Genomic DNA, 23267 nt, shown 5'->3' on the forward strand with positions numbered 1-23267 from the left:
GGGCGACGGGCGCGCCCGATGAGCGACCCCGGCGGCACGCCAGCCCAGGCACCCGTCTCCCGCTATCGCGTGCGCTTCGCCAAGGATGGGCCCCTGCGCTGGGTCGGCCACCTCGACCTGCAGCGCGTCTGGCTGCACACCCTGCGACGCGCAGAGGTCCCGCTGGCCTACAGCGCGGGCTTTCATCCGCATCCGCGCCTGCTCTTCGCGGCGTCGCTGCCCCTCGGGTTCATCGGGCGGGCCGAGCTGCTCGAGCTCGGTCTGACCGAGCGCCTCGAGGCTGGGGCGCTGCACCAGCGGCTGCGCCATTGCGCCGCGCCGGGACTGGGCATCGAGGACGTGGCCTCCGTCGAGGCCGAGACGCCCGCGCTTGGCCGCGGCTTATCGGGCTTCGACTACCTCGTCACGCTGGATCCGAGCAGCGCGACGACGCTCCCTGCGCGCATCGCGGCGCTGCTGGCGACGACGACGCTGCCCCGGGAGCGACGCCGGCGCGCGTACGACCTTCGACCCCTGATCCAGCGACTCGAGCTGACGGCCGAGGGCGGCTTGAGCATGCGGCTGAGCGGTGGCGTCGGCCCGACCGGCCGGCCCGACGAGGTGCTGCGCGCGCTCGGCTACGAACCCGCCGACGCGACGATCGAGCGCCGGGGGCTCTGCTTCGACGCCGCTGCGGCCACGCCGCCTTCAGGAGTGGCGGCCGCGGCGGCGCCGGTCAGTACGCCTTCGGCAGCGCCCGGACCTTCGCCGTCCACGAGTTGACGGCCTGGGTCAGCGGCACGAGCAGCACCGTGTTTCCGTCGAGCTTGTAGTCCGGCGAGCTGAGCGCATCCTCCGGCTCCAGCTCCCCGCGGTCGAGGCGCGCCCAGGTCTCGTAGCGCGCGGTGATGCGCACCAGCCCATCACGAAGCACGGTGAAGCGCGTGGCGCGAAAGGGCGCGGGGGCCGGGGCCTCGTCGTAGCTGTGCGCCGTGCAGCGGCCACGCTCGAAGTCGTAGCTGATCTGCACGTCGTTGCCATCCGGCGCGTCGAGGGCGCGCAAAATCACGCGCCCGGTCAGGAGCTGCGCGCGCTGCAGGTGCTCCGGGTCGTCGTTGCAGGCGGCGATCGCCCGCTCGGTCAGCTCGCGCGAAAACATCCGGTCCATCGCTCACCTCCAGCGAGGGCCTACGATGCCGCAGGGAGGCCCGGGACGGCAAGGGCGTCGCGGGGGCTCGTAGCCACGGGGGCTTTGCGCCGCAGCTCGTTGACCTCGTCCGGGTTCCGGTCATGCTGCGGTGAGGGACAAGGGCGCGTTGCACAACGACGTCGGGTCTTGGATTGAGCCTAGGCGACCGGAGAAACCCGGCACATTCGTGTTGGCAGCCGCGACGCGCGGCACCCATTGGGCGCGGCCCGATCCGCAGGAGGTCAGCTCAGATGGTTGAGCCCAGGGCGCCACGCACCACGATCGACCGCCGACGGATCGGGCGCCCAAAGGGGTGGCCTTGCGGCGCGAGGGCGGCGCGCGCGGGGCTGCTGGCCCTGGCGGTGCTCCCGCTGGCGAGCTGTCCGGAGGCCCCGGCGACTGAACCGGTTTCTAGCGATGCGGCCAGCGCCCGGGGCGATGCTGCGGGGCTCGGCGGCGGGGCGGGCGGCACCGACGCGCGGGCGCAGCGCGACGCCAGGGGCACGCTCGGCCGTGACGGCGGCGCGGACGCGGGGACGAGCGGCTGCGCCTTCAGTGGCCCCTGCGACCTCGGCGAGCCCTGCCAGGTGGGCGTGCTCGGCTGCAACGGCGACGGGTCGCGCCGCTGCTGGCCGCATTACCGAGCCGATGGCGAAGGCTGCGGCAGCCAGCGGAGCTGTCAGCAGGGGCGCTGCGTCGAATGCGCCGCCGCGCGCAGCGTCAGCCCAACGGCCTTCGCGCGCTGCAAGGAAGAGCTCTACCAGCTCCCGATCGCCCGGCAGAGCTCAGGCTTCGTCGGTCTGTCCTATGACGAGGTCAAGGTCGGGCTGCGCGCCAACCTCGGGAGTTACCTCCACTACGCGGGCAGCGCTTGGGGGCGCATCCGCCAGACGGTGCCCGAGGGGTTCTTCGACTACGCCGGCGCGCCGGCCACCGACCCACGCCACCTCAACAGCTCGGCGGACTGCTACTCGAGCCAGGGCATCCGCGCCTTTGGCGCGGTGAAGGCGCTCGATCGCGACGGCAAGGACTACTACCCCAACCGACCGCCGGTACCGCTCGAGTGGGCGAGCATCAGCCGAATCACCACGCTCTTCTACGACGGCTACCACCTCACGCGCGACGACCCGGAGCCGTGGGCAGCAGGATCACCTCTGACGCTGAACGACGTGCTGCGGCAAGCGGTCGTTCGCCTCGCCGACCACGTCATCGTCCATGCAAACTATAAGGGGGTCCGGCCTGGCGCGGGCGGCGTCGCACCCCGCACCGACGATTGGCGCTGGCTCGACGGCGTGCAGTACCTGGGCTGGAACAACCTCGCCGCGGGCTGGGACGCATGGGCCAACAACAGCTGCTCCCCGGCCGGCGAGCCCAACCTCTACGCCACGGGCTTCGCCCTGCTGGTGCTGGCCGACGCCTACAGCCTCACGGGCCAGGCGCACTTCCGCATGGCCTTCGACAAGGGGGCCGCCTATTGGCACCAGGACGGCGAAGCGGCGGCGGTGCCCGGCGCGGATGGCCATCTCGACGCCCCTGGCGGCCCACTGCGACGCTTTGCCTCGTCCGAGACGCAGGACGAGCTCAGCGCCCCGCTGAAGCGCTATCCACCCTTCGCGATCAAGCGGCTCTACACGGTCGGCGGCTCGCGCTTCAGCGGTGAAGCGGGCGACGCGACCCAGCTCGCGATTCGCTACCACTACACGCCGCGCGACCCCGGCCTCTACACGCTCAACTGCGCCGCCCTACTGGGGCTGGCGCTGACGAAGATGGGCCGCCTGGCGCCCACGGCGCAGCTCACGCTCGATGACGGCCACGGCGGCAGCGTGGCGCGCAGCTACCCGAACATTGGCCACTGGGCGATGTTCCCGATCTTCAGCAACCTGGAGGCCCTCAACGGCTCCTACGTCGACCTGGACAGTCGGCGCTACGTCGACAACGCCTTCGAGCACCACCTCGATACGACCGCCGCGATGGTCGCCACCGCGGGCGCGCTGCTCGGGCTGCCGAGCTACACGGCGGCGGCGAGGCGCGTCCTCGAGGCGTTCCAGACGGAGCTCGACGCGGCGCTGGGCTACGGCACGGGCGGCGAGAAGCGCCTCGGCGATGTCTACTGCGCCCACCGCACGCTGAGCCCGGCCTTCATGGCCCGCTGCATCGAGGTGACCGAGCGGAGTGACTTCAACGCCAGCTACTTCCGCCATCTCGGACCGGCGATTCGGCAGCTCGCCGAGTAGGGTCATCGGTCGAGGCGTCCCGCCGCTCGGCCAGCCCCGTCTGGACAGGCGCGGAGGCGATCTGTAGCCTCGCTCGCTCGAAGTTGGGGTTGGCGCGTGTCCGAGACGACGGCAGGGCCTGAGGATGGCGTCCCGCAGGGCCTCCGTGCTGCTTCGGGTGGCGCCCCCGCGCGCATGCTGCGCGCCTACCGCCGGCGCTTGTCGCGCGCGCTGCGGGCGCTCGGCGTCGTCCTGCTCCTGCTGCTCGCCTGGAGCTGGCTCTGGAGCCAGCTCCACGGCGGCCTCGGCCGCATCTACTCGCCAGACGCCGTCGGTTACAACCTGCTCGGTCGGAGCCTGACCCACGGTCGCGGCTACAGCGTCGACTACTGCCGCGACTTCTATGCCGAGCCGCGCTGGCCGCTGCCGAACCGCGCCTTCCCGCCGCTCTACCCGCTGGTCGTCGGCCTGACCGATCGCCTCTTCGACCTCGGCTTGCCTGCGGGTCCGGTGGCGAACCTGGCGGTCCTGCTGGCGACCCTGGCGCTGCTGGCCTGGCCCCTGCGTCACCTGGTGTGGCGGCAGGCCTGGCTCTTTCCGGCGGCGTTCCTCTGGTTCTTTGCCCACGACGCCGGCTATCGCGGCGAAGCGATGGCCGGCCGGGCCATTCCCTTGGCGATGATGCTCTTTCTCGTCTTCGCCCTCGCGGTAGACCGGCTCTTGACGCGCACAAAGCAGCGCGCTCGCGCCGCGCTGCTCGCGGGTATCTGCCTCGCCGCGCTGCCGCTGACCCGCTTTGACCAGCTCGCGTTCTGTCTCGCCACCGTCCCGCTGCTGCTCTGGGCGCTCGCGAGGCGGCTCGGGTCGTGGCGCGCGGCGACCCGGCCCCTGCTGGTGTTGCTCGCGGCCTTCCTCGTCACGATGTCGCCCTGGGGCCTTCGCAACACGCTGCGCTTTGGGCGCCCCTTCGCCAGCGACAACTGGCCGATGATCTTTTCGACCCATGTCTCGGATACGCACCTCAGCTATTGGATCCCAGGTCAAGGTCCGCCAACGGTGCGTACTGAGCCGGGGCTCTGGCTGCGCCAGCGCCTCGGTTACACGCAGCGCAACCTCCGCGCGCTCGCGACCACCGCCGGGCCCTTGCTCTGGTTGGCCCCGTTGGCGCTCTTGGCGAGCTGGCGCGCTCTCGGCCGGCGGCGGCGCCTCTTCGCGGGACTCGCGCTGCTGCAGATCGTCGCCACCTTCGCCACCGTCAGCATGACGCCCTATCCGGATCCGCGCTTCTTCGCGCCAATGCACCTGTGGTTGACGCTGCTGCTCGCCCTGGCCCTGGCGACCGGCCTCGGTCGCGTGCTGCGGCGGGCGCGTTGGCGGCGGGCGACTCAGGCGCTGGCGCTGGGCGCGCTCGCGCTGCTCGGCGCTCAGAGCGGCGACTGGGCAGCGGTGCGCGGCGCGCTGCTGCAAGGCCGGCTGATCCCGCACGGCCCCGAGGAAGTGGCCTCGCACTATGTGCCGCTCGCCGCCGCCTTCGGCCGCTTCATCCCCAAGGGCAGCCTCGTGGCCATCTACGGCGCGGAGCACCTCAACTACTTCACTGGCTTTCGTGCGATCTACCTGCCGACGAATATCGGGCGACGCAGGCACTTCCTGGCGTGGATCGCGCGCTGGCGCGTCGACTTCCTGATCATGCATGCGCCGGCGGCCCAGCAGCTCGGGCTGGCCGCCTTTGCCCGCGCGCTGGCCCCGGGCACCGATCTCCTGTTGATCGATGCGAGCGCGTTTGCGCGTAGCGCCAGCGCGGGGAGGGCAGGAGGCTAGCCGAGGACCGATCGATGGCCAGGCCTCGCGACGGGAACAACGACTCCACGGGCTGCTAGGATGCGCCGATGCTGATCCCGCTGCGCGAGGCGACACCTGAGGATTGCGGCGGTAAGGCGGTGGGGCTGCGCCAGCTCCTGGAGGCTGGCTTGCCGGTCCCCGAGGGTTACTGTCTGAGCGCGAGCGTCTACCGGGCGGCGCTGCCTGAAACCCTGCCCGATCCGGCGACGCCGCTGCGTGAGGTGGTGCAGGTCTGTTGCGGCGTCCGGGCCGCGCTCGAGCGCTGGGAGCCGGGTGCCGGCGTGCTCGCGGCGCTGGCGGGCGCCAGGGCCGAGCTTGGCGCCCCCGTCGCCGTCCGGTCCTCCGCGAGCTGCGAAGATCGTGCGGGGCAGAGCGCCGCCGGCCTCTTCGCCTCGACGCTCGGGCTGGACGAGCTTCCCGCGCTGATCGCAGCGGTGCGCACGAGCTGGGTCTCGCTGTGGACGCCGCTGGCCTGGGCCGCCCTCCGCTGCAGCGGCAGGAGCCCCTCTGACGAGGCGATGGCGATCATCGTGCAGCGGCAGGTGCCGGCGATCCACAGCGGCTTCGCGGCGTCACATGATCCGCAACGCGCGGACCACCTGCGGGTCGAGACGATCGAGGGAGCGCCGGGGCCGCTGGCTCAAGGGACCGCGATTCCTCGCGTCGCGCTGCTGCCGCGAGCGGGCCTTGTTGGCGCCGGCGCGCGGGTGAAGGACGCAACCCTCGGGCCGCGGACCCGCGAGGCCCTGCGCAGCGCTGTACTCGGTGCCGAAGAGACGCTGGGCGGCGCGGTCGAGGTCGAGTGGATCGACGACGGCGAGCGGCTCTGGCTGGTTCAAGCACGGCAGGCGCCGCCAAGGCCTGCGTCAGGCCGCGACGAGGCTCAGTGGGCCGCGGGCGAGGACGAGGGTGGGGCGGCCTGGCGCTGGGATCGCGAGCACAATCCTGAACCGCTCTCGGCCGCGCATGCGAGCCTGATGGCCTGGCTCGACCGCGCGCTCGGCGGGAGCAGACGCTTCTCGGTCCGCCAGGGCTATCTCTTTACGGCGCTCACCGCGCGCGCGGTAGCGCGCGATCCCGCGCTAGGCACGACGGTCGAGGCCGGCGAGTTCGCCGCCGCGCTCGCATCGCTCGCGCCGTCGCGAGCCGCGAAGGCGTCGCCAGGACCGGACGCCACGGCGCCAGCGCCGGCCGCCGCGTGGACGGCGCTACAACGAGCGCTGGCCGACTTCGCGGACTTCTACCTGCGCTATGAGGGCACCCCGGTCGCGCTGCGGCGACGCGCCCACGGCGCGCTCGAACAGGCCCTCGCCGCGGCTGGCGTGGCCGCGCCAGCCGAGCGCGCCGCGGCGCTCAGCCTCGGCGAGGCGCATCAGGCGTGGCAGCATAGCGCCGCCCTCTGGCAGCTCGGGCGAGCCGCGCGCGAAGACGCGACGCTGAAGGCCTGGTTGGCCGACGGTCAGGCGGGGCCCCTGCCGCAAGCCATCGCCACCTACCTCGAGGCGCACGGGGCCCTGGCTGCGCGCTGGGACGTCGCCGAGCCGACCTTCGCCGAGGACCCGGAGCGATGGCGTGGCTGGCTGCGGGCGCGCCTTTCCGGCGCCGAAGAGGATGATCCGCTGACGCGGATCGCGGCGCAGCGCGCCAGCGCCGACGCCGAGCTGGACACGCTGCTGCGGGGGCTCTCGGCCTCGGCCCGCGAGGCGCTCGGGCGCTACGTCGCGGCTGCTCGGCAAGCACGCGCCAGCGCCGAGGACGACGACTGGTGCTTCGCGCGCGCTTTGGCCGCTGCGCGCCGCCTGGCTGCAGGCAGGCGCCGCGCTGGTGGCCAGAGGTGTGCTCGCCGACCCCACGCAGGTCTTCGAGCTCTCACTCGAGCGCCTGGGTTCAGCGCTCGCCGACCCGAGCGCCGCGGCGACGGCGGGGGCGAGCCTGCTGGCCGAGGCCGCCGCGGGAAACGCGTTGCGCCTGGCGCGCGGCCGACTGCTCCCCCCGCTCGCGATCAGCGCAGGTCGCTGCCATTGGGGCGTTCCCCGCGCCTCTGAGCACGCGCTGCATGGCATCGGCTGCGGCGGGGCGACCCAGGGGCCTGCGCGCGTGCTGCTCGACGCGGCCGCCCTCTTGACCGAGCAGCTCGGCGGGGTCGTGCTGGTCTGCCCGACCCTCACCCCCGCCCTCGCGCCGGTGCTCGGGCAGCTCGCCGGGCTGGTGACGGATCATGGCGGCTCGCTCTCCCATGCGGCGCTGCTGGCACGCGAGCAGGGTCTGCCCGCGGTCGTCGGCACCCGCTCAGCGACCCACGCGCTGCGCGACGGCGACTGGGTCTGGCTCGATGGCGTGCGCGGCCTCGTGGTGCCGCTCGAGCGCCACCGGCGATCGACGCCGCGGACGAGCTGATATAGTGCCTGCGCGTTCCATGCTGCGCAGCGTTGCGGAGGGAGCAAGACGACCGCGATGTCCTCGCTGAAAGCGCGTAAAGGCCTGCTCCTCGTCAACCTCGGCACGCCGGATAGCCCGAGCGTCGCCGACGTTCGCCGCTACCTGCGGCAGTTTCTCTGGGATCCGCGCGTCATCGACCGACCAGCCTGGCAGCGCTGGTTGATTCTCAACCTGTTGATCCTGCCGCGGCGACCACGGCGATCGGCCGCCGCCTACGCCAAGATCTGGACGGCCGAGGGCTCCCCGCTGCTGGCGCATAGCCGGGCGCTGACGCGAGCGGTCCAGACGCGCCTCGGCGACGAGGTCAGCGTCGCGCTGGGCATGCGCTACGGCAATCCCTCGATCGCCAGCGCGCTGGCGCAGCTTCGCGCGGCGGGCGCCGACCGCGTCGTCGTCCTGCCGCTCTATCCGCAGTACAGCTCGGCGGCGACCGGATCGAGCGTCGAGGCCGTAATGCGCGCGGCTGCGTCCGACTGGAACACCTCGTGGCTGCACATCGTGCCCCCCTTCTACGAGCACCCGTCCTTCATCGCCGCCTTCGCCGCCGGCGCGCGCCCCGTGCTCGAGGCCGCGCGGCCGCAGCGCGTGCTCTTCAGCTTTCACGGCCTTCCCGAGCGGCACTGCTGCAAGAGCGACGTCTCCGGCCAGCACTGTCTGGCGCACGCGGACTGCTGCACGACGATCGGCAGCAGCAACCGCTACTGCTATCGCGCCCAATGCTTCGCCACGATGCGCGCGCTCGGCGCGGCACTGGACATCGCCGAGGAGGCGCGCGTGATCTGCTTCCAGTCGCGACTGGGCCGCGAGGCGTGGATTCGCCCCTACACCGACCAGATCCTCGCCGAGCTGCCGCGGCAGGGCATCGAGCGCGTCGTCGTGCTGACGCCGGCCTTCGTCGCCGACTGCCTCGAGACGGTGGAGGAGATCGGGATGCGCGGGGTCGAGGCCTTCCGCGCGGCGGGCGGCCGCGAGCTCGTCCTCGCGCCCTGCCCCAACGCCAGCGCTGCCTGGGCCGATGCCGTGGTGCGGATTGCCCGCGAGGATTGCGGCGGGCTCTGAGGCGGCGCGGACGCAGGCTAACGCCCCGCTGCCGCCTCCTCCAGCGTCTCGTAGAGGTCGAAGGCCCGGTCGAGGCGCAGCAGGCGGAAGATCTCCTTCGGCTGGCCGCGCAGCCGCGCGATGCGGAGGTCACCGCCTTTAAGGCGCAGGCGCTTGAACAACGAGATGATCGCCCCGACGCCGGAGCTGTCGATGGTCTCGAGCGAGCGCAGATCGCAGACGACGCAGCGGTGCGGGCCGCGCGCGACCAGGGCGTCGATCGTCGGGCGCAGCTCGGGCGCCGTCACCGCGTCGAGCCGCCCCTCGAGCGCCAGCACGTCGACGCCGTCCTGCGCAGAAACCTGGAAGCTGAGCATCTCGGCGCGCCTCATCTGATGGGCTGAACGCGGGGCCGTCGAAGCGATGGGCAGGCCCGCCCTCCCGCGCTTACCACGCCCTCGCCGAAGCGGTAAAGCCGGCCGCCGAGAAGGGGCGCAAGTGGGTTCGCCGCTGGTTTCGTAGGCAGCTCCCAGCGCCTGCGTCATACTGCCCGCGCCGCGGCGGCGCCAGCACGATGCCGGCCGCGCTCATGGATAGGGACGCATGCCCCGCAGCGCGCCGTCGCCAGCCGCAGACCCTCGACCGCCCACGCGACCCAGCGAGCGCCAGCCGTTGGGGCCCGCCGCTGGCGCTGGCCTCGGCGCGCATCGCGCGTTTCTCAGCCTCGGCGCCAATCTGGGGCGACGCGGGTCGCAGCTCGCTCGGGCGATCAGCCTGCTCGGCGGGCGTGGCATCGTGCCCTGCGCCTGGTCGTCGATCTACGAGAGCACGCCGCTCGGGCCGTGGCCCGACCAGCCTCTCTTTTTCAACGCCGTGATCGCCGTCCGCACTCAGCTCAGCGCGGAGGGCCTGCTGCAGGCCATGCTCGCGATCGAGCGCAGCATGGGCCGGCGGCGCCTACGGGCGCAAGGGCCGCGGCTGATCGACCTCGATTTGCTGCTCTACGACGACGCGGTGCGCTGGGGCACTGCGCCGATCCTGCCCCACCCGCGCCTCCACCAGCGCGCCTTCGCGCTGCGGCCGCTCCTCGAGCTAGAGGCGGATTTACATGATCCGCGCGACGGCCTGCCCTTGGCGCGCCATCTCGCCGCCCTGGCTGACCAGCGCTTGGTCCGCCGCGGACAGCTCTTTCTTCCCAGCCGTCCCAGGTGCGGCCGGGCGGCCGCTACGCCGAAGCGAAGCCGAGCCCCGTTGAGTCGTTGAGTCGTTGAGTCGCACGCCACGCGGCGAAGCGCGCTGCGCGCGCGCGATCAGGCGTTGGGCGCCGCGCGCGAGCTCGAGGATGCGCCCGTGCCAGCCGTGGCGTGCAGCGCAGCCGCGGCGTGCAGCGCATAGGCAGCCGTATGCACCGGATCCCACTCGTCGTCGGCTATCGTGTCGACCACGGGGTAGCTCGGCTGCGGCGCGAGAAGCCGCGTGAGCTCGGCGCTGGCGGCGGGGCCCAGCGCTCGGAAACGCAGCGCCATGCCCGGCGGGTCGAGCGGATGATCCGGCTCGGTGACGCGCACCACGACTGCGTCAGCCTCGACGGTTCCGGCGCCCGGCAGCTCGAACTGCAGGCGCAGCTCGCTGTCTACCGGCGCGGGTTCGGGCAGACAGACGAAGATCCCGCCGCGACTGAGGTCCCGCGCCCTGCCCGTCACGCCCTGCGCCTGGCCAGACACCCAGAGCTTCACGCTCTGCTCGAAGGGACGGCGCGCCGTGAGCATGCATCGCATCAGGGGGCTCCTTCCCGGCCCCTGAAGGCCGGCGTCGGTCGGGGTAGTGCGGGCGTTGGCTGGCGCAGAGTCAGCGCGGCGGCGACTCTAAGGCCTCACGCCTCCGCGGGCAACTTTTGTCGCCTGCAGCTGTCGCCTGCGGCTGTCGCCTGCGGCTGTCCGCCTGCGGCTGTCGCCTGCGGGTCGGCGAGCCATCGCGTTGCGGCGCTAAGCGGCCCCGCCCCGCCGGCGGCGCGACGCGCCGCGCCGCTTGGCGGAGGCAGAAGGGGCTCAGCCCCCTTGCAGGGCGGCCAGGCGCTCGGCGATCACCGGGTCGTCGCCGCCAAGGTCGGAGGCGAATTTGTAGTAGAGCCTGGCGTTCTTCTTGTCACCCTTACGCTCGGCCTCCTGCGCCATGGTGAAGTACTTTCGTGCCTGCGGGTTCGCAATGCTGTCGCCCTTGCGCGGCGCCGCCTGCTTCGTGCGCTCGGTCTTGACCAGACGGCGCTGACCCTGGGTCAGGGCCTCGTCATACTCGCGGCGCAGCGGCGGCTCCATCAGCACGCGATAGCCCTCGGTGATGCGCTTGTAGATCGCGTAGACCTGCCGCTTCAGCGCCGCATCGGGCACGGCCTGGTAGCGATCGGGATGCAGTCCGAGCGCCATCCGGTGAAAGGCCTGGCGGATCTCGTCGGCCGCTGCAGTCGCGCCAACGTTGAGCAGCTCGTAGTAGTTGTACTGCTCGAGGTCGCGGTGGATCTGGGTGATGCGTTCGCGAAGCTGCGGCGTGACCATGCGCGCACGATAGCGAACCCGCCCGCGCGGCTCAAGCGAGCCCGGGGACCGCTGATGCTAGACCGAAGGCGCCGATCGGTGCGAGCGGCACGGCGCCCGCGGCAAGCTAAGCGGGCGCGGGCAGCTCCTGATGCTTGCGCGCGAGGGCCTCGACCTGTTCCTCGGTGGCGGCGCCGATCAACCGCACATCCGCCTTCTGCTCGCGGCCGGTGCGCTGGTCGACGGCGGAGACGCGCAGCATGCCGTCGGTGTCGATCTCGAAGGTAACGGCGATCTGCAGCTCGCCGCGCGGCGCCGGTGGCAGCTCGTCGAGCACCAGCTCACCGAGCGCCTGGTTGTCCTCGAAGAGCCTGGCCTCGCCCTGGCAGATCTGGAGCCGCACGGTCGTCTGCCCGTCCTGGCTGGTGGTGAAGCGCCGCGTCTGCTCGAGGGGGATCTGGGCATTGCGGCGAATGATCGTCTCGGTGAACCCGCCGACCACCCCGATCCCGAGCGCCCGCGGCACGACATCGAGCAGCACCGACTGCGGTCGCGGCCCCGCCTCCTCATCCCCGGCATCGAGCGCCCCATAGGTCAGGACGGCGGCCTGAATCGCGGCCCCGACGGCGACGACCTCGTCGGGGTTGATGTCGGTGCGTGGCGGCCGACCGAAGTACTTCTCGACGCTGTCGCGCACCAGGGGCATCCGCGTCATGCCGCCGACCAGCACGACATCGTCGATCTGCGTCGCCGTCAGGCTGGCCAGGCGCAAGGCCTCGTCGCAGATCAGGAAGGTGCGCTTGACCAGCTCCATCGCCAGCGCGTTGAGCTGCTGCAGCGGGAGCTGGAAGTCCAGATCGAGCGGCTGGCCGGTTTCGCCGTAGGCGACCTCTTGCACCTGGGCCACGGCCATCGGGCTGCCAGAGAGCTGGCATTTGAGCTGCTCGGCCACGCCGCGCAGGCGGGCCACCGCGCTGCTGTTGAAGCGCAGGTCGATGCGGTGCTCGCGCACGAACTGCTCGATCATCTGGTTGACGATCTGCTCGTCGACATCATCGCCGCCGAGGAAGGTATCACCGGCGGTCGAGAGCACCTCGAAGACCTGCTCGTTGAGCTGAAGGATGGTGATATCGAAGGTGCCGCCGCCGAAGTCGTAGACGGCGATCCGCGTCGTCAGCCCGCGACCGTAGCCGTAGGCCAGCGCCGCCGCGGTCGGCTCGTTGAGGATGCGCAGGACGTTGAGCCCGGCGACGCGGCCGGCGACGCGCGTGGCCTCGCGCTGGGCGTCGTCGAAGTTCGCCGGGACGGTGATCACCGCATGCTCGAGCCGCGCACCGATGTGCTGGCCGGCCAAGGTGGCGACGTAGCGCAGCACGTAGCTCGAGATCTCGGAAACCGTATGCTTCTGGTTGCGCGCGGCGATCAACGGCTGCTGGTTGTCGCCCTCGACGATCTTATAGGGCACGCGCTTGGCCATCGCCTGCACCTCGCGCGAGCGAAAGGGCCGACCGATCATGCGCTTGACCGAGAAGATCGTATTGACGGGGTCGATCGTGCGCCGGTCGCGCGCCGCGTAGCCCGCCAGCACGGAGCCGTTGGGATGGAACGAGACGGTCGAAGGATGGGTGCGACGACCGCCGCCGTCGGGAACGACGGTGGCCTGATCGCCCTGGACGACCGCGATCACCGAGTTCGAGGTACCGAGATCGATGCCAACTGCCGGCGTATCCATGCGCGAACCCCCAAGGCAGCGTGCGGGGAGTGAGCCCCCTGCGGCGCTGAGCAGCGATGATAGCCGAGCGCCGCGAGGCTGCAAAACCGGCGCACCCCGCGCCGCGGGCGACTGCGCGCGCCGCGCGGCCGGGCGCCCGCGCCACGCCGCAGCGGGCGGCAAAGTGGACCGCGCCGCGGTCACCTCCTATCGTCGCGCAGTAGCTGGCCGCAAGAGCAAGCTGGCCGCGAGAGCAAGGGAGCCCCGTCGAATGAACGCAAGCACGAGCGCGACGCCAACGCTGGTCCACCCCACCGCCGTCATCGACGCCGGCGCCGAACTCGGCGCGGGCACGCGCGTCTGGCACTTCTCGCACGTGATGGCCGGCGCCCGCCTCGGCGCGCGCTGCGTGCTCGGACAGAACGTCTTCGTCGGGGCGCGGGTGCGCATCGGAGACGGCGTGAAGATCCAGAACAACGTCTCGGTCTACGATGAGGTCGTCTTGGAGGACGACGTCTTCTGCGGACCGTCGATGGTCTTCACCAACGTCACGACGCCGCGTGCCTTCATCGAGCGCAAGCACGAATACCGCACGACGCACGTGCGCCGCGGGGCGACGCTGGGTGCCAACTGCACGGTGCTCTGCGGCACGGAGATCGGCGCATTCGCGCTGGTCGGCGCCGGCGCCGTGGTGACGCATGACGTGCCCGCGCACGCCCTGGTCGTCGGCGTGCCCGCGCGGCAGGTCGGCTGGGTCTGCCGCTGTGGGCTGCGGCTGCTGGCGGCCGAGCCCGCGCCCGCGGGCGCTGCCCCCACGCTGAGCTGCTCCGGCTGCGCCACGCACTATACGGGCGGAGCCGACGGGCAGCCGCTCACGGTGCAGCCATGAGCCCGGCAGACGCGCCGGTCAAGGTGGGCGTCGTCGGCGCGGGCTATTGGGGCAAGAACTACGTCCGCAACCTCGCCAACCTGCCAGGGGCCGACCTGCGCTGGGTCTGCGACCTCGATCCCCAGGCCCTCCAGCGCTGCGCGCGGCTCGCGCCGGGTGCTCGGCTGACCGCGCAGCTCGACGAGCTGCTGGCCGATCAAACGCTGCAGGCCGTGGTCGTCGCCACGCCCGCGCCGCTGCATTGCGCACCGACCCTCGCCGCGCTGGGCGCGGGAAAGCACGTGCTGGTCGAGAAGCCGATGGCCACGACGACGAGCGACGCGGCCGCGATGGTCGCCGCGGCCGAGGCCGCCGGTCGAACGCTGATGGTCGGCCACCTGATGCTCTACCATCCGGCGGTCGAGCGCCTGCAGCGCATGGTGCGCGAGGGCGAGCTCGGTCGGATCTATTACATGTATGCGCTGCGCGTGAACCTCGGACAGGTGAGGCGCGACGAGAACGCCCTCTGGAGCTTCGCGCCGCACGATCTGAGCATCATTCAATGCCTGCTCGACCAGCAGCCGGAGACGGTCGCGGCCCGCGGTCATGCCTACCTGCAGGCGGGCGTCGAGGATGTGGTCTTCCTCAACCTCGACTATCCCGATCAGACGATGGCGCAGATCCAGCTCTCGTGGCTCGATCCGCATAAGGAGCGACGCCTGACCGTGGTCGGATCACGCAAGATGGTGATCTTCGATGACACCCACGCCAGCGAGAAGCTACGCGTCTATGATAAGGGCTTCGATCGGCCGCTCGATTACGAGTCGTTCGGCGAGTTTCTCGCGCTGCGCGACGGGGACGTGCACATCCCGAGCGTGCGGCTCAACGAGCCGCTCGCCGCCGAATGCCTGCACTTCCTCGATTGCGTACGAAGCGGCGCCACGCCGCGCACGAGCGCGCGCGACGGCCTGGCCGTGGTCAACGTGCTCGATGCCGCCGCGCGATCGCTGCTCGCCGGCGGCGCGCCGATGCGCATCGCGCCGCCGCTGGCGGAGGGCTAACCGCGCCCCTCAGCTCTCCGGCGTCAGGGTGATCGCCACCATGCCGACGTGGCCGGTGCACTGGCCGTTGGCCTGCGTGAGCTGGATGGTCTGCGACCCGTACATCAGGTCGAGCGACTCGACGCGAAACGAGCAAGCACCCGCCGCGTCGTCCGGGTCGAACATATCGGTCTCCCAGATCGAGACCACGACGCCGCCCGAGGTGCCGCCGGCGAGGGCGCTCTCGGTCACGCCGCGCACGCAGCTCGAGCCGTTGAAGATCGAGGTCCAGATCTCCTGAGTGCCGCCGCGCGGGAGCGGGATTACCCCCTTTACCGCAGACATTCCGGTGAGGTTTTGCGTGGCGTTCGGCGTACCGAGCGTCACCAGCCCGGCAAAGGTCGGCGGGAAGTACGAGTCGAGGGGATCCCAGGTCACCGAGGCGTCGATGACGGCGCTCTGGGCGCAGACACGCCAGGTGCGCTCGCGAAACTGGCAGATCCCCTGCGCCGCGTCACAGCTCGCACTCTGGTCGCGACACGACATGCACTGCTCCCCGTCGCGTCCGCAGAGACCATCGCTCAGGCCCTGACCGACGCCGAGCGCCACACAGCTCCCGTCGGCACGGCGACAGCCGCTGCAGAGGCCACCGACGCCGATCCCCACGCCACCACCGCTACCGCTAGCGCCGCAGCCACCGCACCAACCGGTGCTCGCGGAGGCGCAGCTCGTGATGCCATCGGGCGCGACGCAAAGCTGGGTCATCGGGTCGCAGCACTGGCGTGCGGCGCCGGGCTGACCGGGCGAGCAACTGGCGCAGGAGGCTGGTAGCAGGCCGCCAAGGCCGCCGCCGCCACCGGCGCCGCTAGTACCGGAAGCGTTGCAGGTGCCGCCAAAGCAGCTCCGCGTATTAGCGTCGCAGGTGCCACCGCAGAAGGCGCAGCTCCCGCCGCAGGCATCGGCCTGCAGGCCGCCGCGCGCCACGCACTGGCCGCCGACACAATCCTGCGTCAGGGCATCGCAGGCGGGCGTGCAACTCGCGCTGGCCGCTGCACATTGACCGTGGACGCAGGTCTGACCGCCGGCGCAGGCGCCGCAAACGCCGCCGCCCGAGCCGCAGGCCTGCTCCGTCTGAAACGCCTGGCTCAGGCAGGCGCCCGCGGCGCTGCAACAACCGTCGGCGCAGGGACCGCAATCGCCGGCCGCACCGCCACCGCCGCAGCCGACGGCCAGGGCTCCGACGAGCAGGAGCGCCAACCCAGCCAGGCCGCTCTGCAGGGGCCTACGCCGGAGTTCGCACCAAGCAGGGCGCCGAGAGGCGTTCGAGGAGGGAGCGGGAGGTGTGAGGTCGCGGGGGTTTGCGAGGTGGAAGTCCGCCGGGGCCTGGCCGTCCCGCGTCGCGGTCGCGCCAGCGGGCGGGCGAGCCGGCGCGGAGGGGCCCTTCGTCGGGTATGCGCGGAGCTGATCCATGATCCACCTCGGTCTGCGGGGCGGTGGCTGGTCTGCCATCGGTCGCCCCTGCGGGTGGCCAATGCAACATGCGTACCGAGTCGCCATCGCTTGGCCTCGGTGACCTTGGGGCAGGCGATGGATCCCCGAAAGCGTCCCAAGTAGAGGGCGCCTGGCTGGGGGCCGAAGGGAAGATCCAACGTCAGTTCGGTGGGATACCCTGCTCCAGAGGCCGACGACCGGCGAGCCTTGCTAGCGCCACCGCCCGGGGCCCAAGACAAGACGCTGCCCACTGCGGCGACCCAAGACGCCGCCCGCCGTGCGCGCCACGGGGCTAGCCAAGTCGCCGACGGGGGGGACGGCTGTCCTTACCGGGCTTCGATGGAGCCCAGAGCCGGGCCTCAGGACTGGCGGCGAGTGCCGGTCGGCCGAGGTTCAGGCAAGGCGCGCGGCAAGGTGCGTGAAGGGCCGGCACGCTCGGGGAGCTGCAGCCGGGGGCTGGTGGGATGCGGGCGATAGAGGATGGCCGTGTGGCCGACGAGGCCGCAGAGCTGCGCGCTCGCGCTCGTCGCCAGGTGCTGCGCCAGCTCCCGTTTGTCGGCCGGTTGGCGCATCCGGACCTTGATCAGCTCATGAGCCGTCAGCGCCTCGTCGAGCGCCTCGGCCACCGCGTCGCTGGCACCCTCGTGGCCGACGTGCACCACCGGCTGCAGCGAATGCGCGAGGCCGCGCAGGAAGGTGCGTTGGAAGCCGCGTAGGGCCATATCGTCGTCCTCTCGAAGCGCCACCGGGGGGATCGCCGGGCGCTGGGGGTCAACGCGCGGACGCTGCGACCGGGACGAGCCGCCGAGCCGCGCGGCCAGCTTCAGCGGCGCAGCGTCGCCGCCAGGGCTCGGGCGGCCCGGACCCGGGTGGCACCGGCGCCGAGGCCAAGATACTGGTCGAGGTAGCGCAGCGCCACCTTCGCGTCGCCGAGCTTGGCGTAGGTCTGGCCGAGGTCGAAGAGTAGCTCAGTGCGCTGCGAATCGCGCTCGAAGGCCTTGAGCAAGTACTCAGAGGTGCGCTGCGCGTGATCGAGGCGCTGATAGACGAGCGCCAGCCGGTAGTAGGGTTCGGCAGCAGCCGGGTCGAGGTCGATGGCATCCTGCAACTGAGCGATCGCGCGACCGCTGTCGCCTTGCGCCAAGTGGGCCCGACCGAGCGCCGTGTGGACGGGCGCCAGGCGGGGCCGGGGCCAGCCGCGCAAGCCCATTTGCTCCAGCGCGTCGCTCAGGCGACGGACGGCCAAGGGAGGGTCGTTTTCATCCAGGGCCAAGAGCCCACGCTCGAAGAGCGCGTCGGGATCACCACTGTCGCGCTGCAGCGCCGCGTCCAGCGCCTCGGTCGCCTCGCCGAGCGCACGGGAGCGCCGCGCCGCCTGGCCCAGGGCGACCAGCACCTCGACATCGGTTCCCGCGCCCCTGCGCGCCTCGCGCAGGGGCGCCAGCGCCGCCCCTGCCTGCCCGCGACCGAGCGCCAACTGGCCCTGCAGGAGCTGCAGCGACGGCGCCGCGAGGCCGGCGCCCCGCGCCGCGCCGATCGCGGTGGCGGCGTCGTCGAACTCGCCCGCCGCGAGGGCCAGCCGGGCAGCCACCACATGGTATTCGCTGCCCTGCCGATCTTCGGCGGCGAGGCGCTCGAGCACCGCGCGCGCCTCAGCGACGTTGCCGTTGCGCAGCAGGAGCGTGGCCAGGCCGAGACGCGCCGGCACGTAGTCGGTGCGCAAGGCCAGCGCGCGGGCGAAGCGCTGCCGGGCGCGCGGCACCTCGTGGCGCGCCGACGCGACCTCGGCCAGCAGCGTGGGCGTGGCCGGATCGAGGGCGTTGAGCTTCCAGGCCTGCTTGAGCGCGCGCTCGGCCTCACCGAGCGCTCCGCTCCACAGCCGCACGCGACCGATCGCCTGCAGCACGCCGTCGTCGTCGGTCGCGCGCTGCTGCAGGACCGCGAGTTGCTCAAGCGCCGCGGCCGACTCGCCACTGCGGGCGCGGGCCAGCGCCCAGTAGACGACGGCGTCGCGCGCCGTTTCGGGTCGGCGCGTAAGCGGCTCGAGGAGCCGCTGCGCCTGCACGTAGCGCCCCTCGGCGTAGGCCAACCACCCGCGTAAGAGCTCCGTCTCCGGGTCGTTCGCGGGCGCGCTGATCAGCCGCGAGGCCGCGGCCGCCGGCCGGCCGAGCTGCAGCAGGGCTCGAACCAACCGCTGGGCGTAGGCACCGCCTCGTGGCGCGAGCCGCAGCGCGGCCGCGGCCTGCGTGGCGACGTCGCTCCAGCGATGGAGCGTTTGCAGCTCGGCCGCGAGCTGGTCGTGGAAGACGGCGTCACAGCACGGGGCGGCCTTGACGGCGGCGTCGAGCGCGGCCTGCATCGCGGGCACGTCGTTGCGCTGCCGCGCCACCTTGGCCGAGACGAGCTGGGCCCACGCGCGCTGCGCGCGCCCGGCGGTCGCGGCGAGCTCGCTGGTGACGCGGGCGGCATCGGCAGCCGCGGCGTCGAGGTCCACGCCCTGATCGGCACGCAGCCGCGAACGAGCGACGAGCGCCGGAACGTAGTCCGGATGGGCTTGCACGAGCGCATCGAGCTCGGTCATCGCGGCCGGCAGGCCGGCCGGCCGGCTGCCGAGCAGGACGCCGTGCGCAACGCGGGGCGCGAGCGCCGCTGGCGCCAGGGTGATGGCGTCGCGAAAGGCCTGGTCTGCGGCCTCGGCTTGCCCTGCCAAGGCCAAGGCCCGACCGCGCAAATGCCGCAAGAGCGCGCTGCTGGCGTAGATCTCGGTCCCCTTCTTGAGGTAGCCAGCGGCCGTTTGAGGATCGTCGACCAACGCGAGGAAGCCCTCCGCCGCGGTGCGCCATTCGGAATCACCGCGACCGACGCGCCGCAACAGCTTCCGCGCCGCCGGCAGCCTGTCCTCCCCCAGATCCACCGCGGTCGCGGCCTCCACCAGGGCCTGCGCCGCCAGCAGCTCGGCGTCGCCGTGCGGCAGCGCTTCGGCGCGCTGCAGGGCTTGCTTGGCTTGCGCCATCCCCGTGCCCGTGCCCATCAGCAGGCCCGCGCGCACGCCCACCCATTCCGCCTCGAGGCGCCGATCGTCGCGCCAGCGCCGATAGGCCAAAGCGCTGGACACGGCCAGCACCGCGAGCGCCGCCGAGATAGCCAACCAACGGCGCCCACGGCGCCGGCGATAGCGCGGAGACTCGACCAGATCGAAGCTGGCGTCGGAGCCCAGGGCGTCGAAGGGAAGGGCCGCAACCGGCGCCGCAACGGTGCTGTCGAACGCCGCGTTCGAGACGTTGAGCGGCGGATCGGCGGCGGCAGGGGCCAGCGGATCCCAGCTCTCCGCGACGACCGGCGCGGGCGCCGCGGCCTCGGACGCGAAGCCCGGGTCGGAATCGAAGACCGCAGCGGGCTGCGGCGCCAGACCAGCAAGCAGCGCGAGCGGATCGAAGGCACCACCAGCCCCTCCAGCGGCGGAGTTCGGCTCCCCGCCGGCCGGGGGCCAGGGCACGCCAGGAGCGGACGCGGGCTCAACTGCTATTTCGTCGGGGATATCACCACGACCCATCGAGGGCTCCTCTTGTCTCTCGCGCGGCAACCCGCCACATCGCGCGACGCCTACCCGCCGCGCGGAATCCGACCGTCACGCAAGGGGCGCCCGGCCTGGTCCGATACGAGCAAGCGCGGGCACGCAGCCGGTGGCACTCGATCCGCCCACCCGGCGCACTGCGTTCGACCCACCTCCCCGGAACGGATGACGGCCGGTACATTAGCCCCGGCTCGCGCAAAGAGCCACTGCGACGGCAGGGGGCCCGGGCGGCCGGCTCGGCGGCCGCGTGGAGCCGTCGACGACGTGCTGGTCGACGATCGCTCTATCGCTGCTGGCTCTATCGCTGCCGGCTATCGCTGCTGGCTGATGTCATTGGCTATTGAGCTTGTTCGGGTCGCAGGTGGTGTGCGGCCGATATCCGGCACGCAGCGCTGCCTTTGCGCTGGCGAAGGCCAGCGTGCAGCGCTTGCACCGAGCCGCCGTGCAATCGGAGCGGTGAAAGACACGGGATCGGACATTGCCAATCCATCCGCCGCCACGAGCCGGGGCGCTGGCCGCGGATTCCGGCGCGGCGGCCAATGCCTGGGCACGGACGCCCGCGCGCGCGGCCATGAGCTGCTTGCTGCTCGCCTTGCCTGCACTGCGGGGGTGCTGCCGTCGCCAATCCCAGGGCGGCACGGGGTCGGCCTCCGACCAAAGGCCACGCCGGGCTGCGCGGGCCGCGCCTTCTAGCTGCTCGAGCGTCGCGCTGGTGCTGTAACGGCGATAATGCCAGGCGAGGCCCTGGGCCACCAACTCCTCATTCAGGCAGCGGCCGTCGACGAAGACGCGCGCCACCAGGCGACTGTAGCGATCGACCGTAATTGGCTCGATGGTCGCGCTGCGACCGAAGGCGAAGCTCGACGCAAACTGGCTGGCACGCTCGCCGAAGGGCTGGGCGCGCTCGGGGGCGTCGACCCCATGGAGCCGGATGATGGTGTTCTGCCCGTCGCGGCGCACGCGCAGGGTGTCGCCGTCCGTCACGGCGATCACCTGCACCTGCCAGGCAGCGTGGGGTGGTGGTGGCGAGGGCGCGCCACAGCCCACCAGCAGCAGCAAGACCTGCAGCAGGGGCAGCGCTCGCGAACCGCCGCCACTGCGTTCGCGGCGCGGCGCGCCCCCGTCCCCACCTGCGCCGCCGCGCCCGCCGCCGCGCATCGCTCGCCTCCTCAGGTCAGGCTTGGCTGCAGCCCGGGCAGGTCTTTGAGGGCTTCTTCAATCGCGTGCTCGGGATGCTCATGGTCCCGCAGCCGGCCGCTGAGATAGAGCTCGTAGGCGGCCATGTCGAAGTGACCATGGCCGCAGAGGTTGAAGACGATGACCTTGCGCTCGCCGCTGACCTTACAGCGCAGCGCCTCGTCCATCGCCGCCTTCACCGCATGCGACGGCTCTGGCGCGGGAATCAGCCCCTCGGCGCGCGCGAAGCTCAGCGCCGCCGCGAACACCCCCGACTGCGGCAGCGCCCGGGCCTCGATCAGTCCGAGGTCGTAGAGATGGCACACGAGCGGGGCCATCCCGTGGTAGCGCAGGCCGCCGGCATGAATCGACTCCGGGATGAAGTTATGGCCGAGCGTGTACATCTTCATCAGCGGCGTGCTGCAGGCGGTGTCGCCAAAATCGTAGAGATACTTGCCGCGCGTCAGCGTCGGGCAGGCGGTCGGCTCGACCGCAATGAAGCGCGTCTTGGCGCCGTGGACCAACTTGTCACGGATGAAGGGCAGGGCGAAGCCACCGAAGTTCGAGCCGCCACCGACGCAGCCGATCATCACGTCCGGCGCCTCGCCAGCCAGCTCGAGCTGCTGCTTGGCCTCGAGGCCGATCACCGTCTGGTGCAGCAGCACGTGGTTGAGCACGCTGCCCAGCGTGTACTTAGTGCCGGGCTCCGCTAGCGCGACCTCTACCGCCTCGCTGATGGCGATGCCAAGGCTGCCCGCCGAGTTGGGATCGCGAGCCAGGATGTCGCGACCAGCCTTGGTTTCCGTGCTCGGACTGGCCGCCACGGTCGCACCCCAAGCCTGCATCATCGTCCGGCGGTGCGGCTTCTGGTCGTAGCTTACGCGGACCATGAAGACCTTGCAGTCGAGGCCGAAGACGTTGCAGGCGAAGGCCAACGAGCTGCCCCACTGCCCCGCGCCCGTCTCCGTGCTCAGGCGCGTCTGCCCCTCGACCTTGTTGTAGAAGGCCTGCGCCACCGCGGTATTGAGCTTATGGCTGCCCGCCGGGCTGCTGCCCTCCCACTTGAAGTAGATGTGGGCCGGCGTATCGAGCGCGCGCTCCCAGCGATCGGCCCGCACGAGCGGGGTGGGGCGCCAGATCTTGTAGACGTCGCGGACCTCATCGGGGATGTCGATCCAGCGCTCCTGGCTGACCTCCTGGGCGATCAGCGGCATGGCGAAGATCGGCGCCAGATCCTCGGGTCCGATCGGCTTCCGCGTCCCCGGGTGGATCACCGGCGGCAGGGGCACCGGCAAGTCGGGCAGGACGTTGTACCACTGCCGAGGGATGTGCTCTTCGCCGAGCAGGATCTTCTTTCCGTTCATCGCTGCGCCTCCCCGTCATGAGTTGTCAGCCGCCTCGCCGCTCGAACGTGCCGTGATGCGCCACTGCATCTTCGGCAGGTGCCCGTCCCCGGTTGCGCGGGGTCGCGGCGGCGACGCTGACGATACGACCAGGGGCCCGGGGGCGCTGTCAAGACACGCGTCTCGCGGGTCTATCGGCAAGGAGGCCAAGCGCGCGCTCCGAGCTTGAGCTTGGCTTGCGCGCGCCGTAGGCTCGGCCTCCCGAGCGTAATTAATGGCTAGCGTGGCCGTAGGCCGGCCGAAGAAAGCGAGAGCTCCGATGGTCCAAACGGTTCGCAGCATGCTGCGCGGCAAGGGACACGAGGTCTGGTCGATCGGGCCGTCGAGCACCGTCTACGAGGCGATTCGGCTGATGTCCGACAAGGGCGTCGGGGCGCTGGTGGTGCTCGATGGGCAGCGACTGGTGGGCATCATCTCGGAGCGCGACTACACCCGAAACGTGATCCTCAAGGAACGCGCGTCGCGCAGCACGAACGTGGCCGAGATCATGTCGCGGAAGGTCTATTACGTCGATCCCGAGCGCACGGCGGAGGAGTGCATGGCGCTGATGACCGAGCGGCGGGTGCGACACCTGCCGGTGCTCGATCAGCAGGCCGTGGTCGGCGTGATCTCGATCGGTGACGTCGTCAAGGCGGTGATCCACGCCAAGGGCCTGCTGATCGAGCAGCTCGAGCGCTACATCATCGGCGGCTAGCCGTCCCTGCGAGGCCGCGCTCGCCTGAGCCCGAAGCGGCGCCAGGCGATGGCGGGACGACGTCAGGCTGCGTGCACCT

Annotated in this window: 20 protein-coding genes; 10 read left to right on the top strand and 10 right to left on the bottom strand. The window is 71.7% G+C overall.

The features are described 5' to 3' along the window. Positions 1–18: 18 nt before the first annotated feature. Entirely contained in the window at positions 19–762 is a 744-nt protein-coding gene (locus IPL40_06790; GenBank protein ID MBK8480866.1) for a DUF2344 domain-containing protein, read from the top strand. On the opposite strand, the gene IPL40_06795 is transcribed toward IPL40_06790, so the two are convergent. Then, positions 716–1147, bottom strand: coding sequence for a hypothetical protein (locus IPL40_06795; protein ID MBK8480867.1), 432 nt, complete (start codon positions 1145–1147; stop codon positions 716–718). The genes IPL40_06790 and IPL40_06795 overlap by 47 nt on opposite strands. 272 nt (positions 1148–1419) lie before the next feature. Between IPL40_06795 and IPL40_06800 the strand changes: the two genes are divergently transcribed. From IPL40_06800 to hemH, 5 genes are all read left to right on the top strand, one after another. After that, positions 1420–3402 carry a hypothetical protein gene (locus IPL40_06800; protein MBK8480868.1) on the top strand — a complete coding sequence of 661 codons (1983 nt, stop codon included), beginning with the start codon at positions 1420–1422 and terminating at the stop codon, positions 3400–3402. Between the two features lie 96 nt (positions 3403–3498). Beyond that, positions 3499–5202, top strand: coding sequence for a hypothetical protein (locus IPL40_06805; protein MBK8480869.1), 1704 nt, complete (start codon positions 3499–3501; stop codon positions 5200–5202). Between the two features lie 68 nt (positions 5203–5270). Continuing rightward, positions 5271–7268, top strand: coding sequence for a hypothetical protein (locus IPL40_06810; GenBank protein ID MBK8480870.1), 1998 nt, complete (start codon positions 5271–5273; stop codon positions 7266–7268). 52 nt (positions 7269–7320) lie between these two features. Next, entirely contained in the window at positions 7321–7620 is a 300-nt protein-coding gene (locus IPL40_06815) for a hypothetical protein (protein MBK8480871.1), read from the top strand. A gap of 57 nt (positions 7621–7677) precedes the next feature. Beyond that, positions 7678–8721, top strand: a complete 1044-nt coding sequence (gene hemH, locus IPL40_06820; GenBank protein MBK8480872.1) for a ferrochelatase — start codon at positions 7678–7680, stop codon at positions 8719–8721. A 17-nt stretch (positions 8722–8738) separates the two neighbouring features. On the opposite strand, the gene IPL40_06825 is transcribed toward hemH, so the two are convergent. Further along, positions 8739–9077 (bottom strand): STAS domain-containing protein, encoded by a 339-nt coding sequence (locus IPL40_06825; GenBank protein ID MBK8480873.1) that lies wholly within the window; start codon positions 9075–9077, stop codon positions 8739–8741. 295 nt (positions 9078–9372) lie between these two features. Here IPL40_06825 and folK point away from each other — a divergent pair, with 295 nt between their 5' ends. Further along, positions 9373–9963 carry a 2-amino-4-hydroxy-6-hydroxymethyldihydropteridine diphosphokinase gene (gene folK / locus IPL40_06830; GenBank protein ID MBK8480874.1) on the top strand — a complete coding sequence of 197 codons (591 nt, stop codon included), beginning with the start codon at positions 9373–9375 and terminating at the stop codon, positions 9961–9963. A 47-nt stretch (positions 9964–10010) separates the two neighbouring features. Here folK and IPL40_06835 read toward each other — a convergent pair whose 3' ends face one another. The 3 genes from IPL40_06835 to IPL40_06845 all read right to left on the bottom strand — a co-directional run bounded on the left by IPL40_06835 (position 10011) and on the right by IPL40_06845 (position 12963). Next, a complete protein-coding gene (locus tag IPL40_06835) occupies positions 10011–10478 on the bottom strand; it encodes a PilZ domain-containing protein (protein ID MBK8480875.1) in 468 nt (155 codons plus the stop codon). Positions 10479–10748: 270 nt separating this feature from the next. Continuing rightward, the gene (locus tag IPL40_06840) at positions 10749–11252 is read right to left on the bottom strand and encodes a DnaJ domain-containing protein (GenBank protein MBK8480876.1); all 504 of its coding nucleotides are present in this window, start codon (positions 11250–11252) and stop codon (positions 10749–10751) included. 106 nt (positions 11253–11358) lie between these two features. Next, entirely contained in the window at positions 11359–12963 is a 1605-nt protein-coding gene (locus IPL40_06845; protein ID MBK8480877.1) for an Hsp70 family protein, read from the bottom strand. Positions 12964–13213: 250 nt separating this feature from the next. Here IPL40_06845 and IPL40_06850 point away from each other — a divergent pair, with 250 nt between their 5' ends. Next, positions 13214–13831 (top strand): N-acetyltransferase, encoded by a 618-nt coding sequence (locus IPL40_06850; GenBank protein MBK8480878.1) that lies wholly within the window; start codon positions 13214–13216, stop codon positions 13829–13831. After that, positions 13828–14871, top strand: a complete 1044-nt coding sequence (locus IPL40_06855; GenBank protein ID MBK8480879.1) for a Gfo/Idh/MocA family oxidoreductase — start codon at positions 13828–13830, stop codon at positions 14869–14871. Before IPL40_06850 ends, IPL40_06855 begins: the two co-directional genes overlap by 4 nt. Positions 14872–14880: 9 nt before the next feature. On the opposite strand, the gene IPL40_06860 is transcribed toward IPL40_06855, so the two are convergent. From IPL40_06860 to IPL40_06880, 5 genes are all read right to left on the bottom strand, one after another. Beyond that, entirely contained in the window at positions 14881–16107 is a 1227-nt protein-coding gene (locus IPL40_06860) for a hypothetical protein (GenBank protein ID MBK8480880.1), read from the bottom strand. A 593-nt stretch (positions 16108–16700) separates the two neighbouring features. Then, the gene (locus IPL40_06865; GenBank protein MBK8480881.1) at positions 16701–17063 is read right to left on the bottom strand and encodes a YhbY family RNA-binding protein; all 363 of its coding nucleotides are present in this window, start codon (positions 17061–17063) and stop codon (positions 16701–16703) included. A 101-nt stretch (positions 17064–17164) separates the two neighbouring features. Continuing rightward, positions 17165–19894, bottom strand: coding sequence for a tetratricopeptide repeat protein (locus tag IPL40_06870; protein ID MBK8480882.1), 2730 nt, complete (start codon positions 19892–19894; stop codon positions 17165–17167). A gap of 351 nt (positions 19895–20245) precedes the next feature. Further along, a complete protein-coding gene (locus tag IPL40_06875; GenBank protein MBK8480883.1) occupies positions 20246–21073 on the bottom strand; it encodes a thermonuclease family protein in 828 nt (275 codons plus the stop codon). Positions 21074–21084: 11 nt separating this feature from the next. Then, on the bottom strand, positions 21085–22455 hold the full coding sequence (locus tag IPL40_06880) for a TrpB-like pyridoxal phosphate-dependent enzyme (GenBank protein ID MBK8480884.1): 1371 nt from the start codon (positions 22453–22455) through the stop codon (positions 21085–21087). Positions 22456–22753: 298 nt separating this feature from the next. On the opposite strand from IPL40_06880, the gene IPL40_06885 reads away from it, so the two are divergent. Beyond that, positions 22754–23188 (top strand): CBS domain-containing protein, encoded by a 435-nt coding sequence (locus tag IPL40_06885; GenBank protein MBK8480885.1) that lies wholly within the window; start codon positions 22754–22756, stop codon positions 23186–23188. The last annotated feature ends 79 nt before the right edge of the window (positions 23189–23267 follow it).

The organism is Pseudomonadota bacterium (assembly GCA_016711215.1).
Taxonomy (GTDB): domain Bacteria; phylum Myxococcota_A; class Polyangia.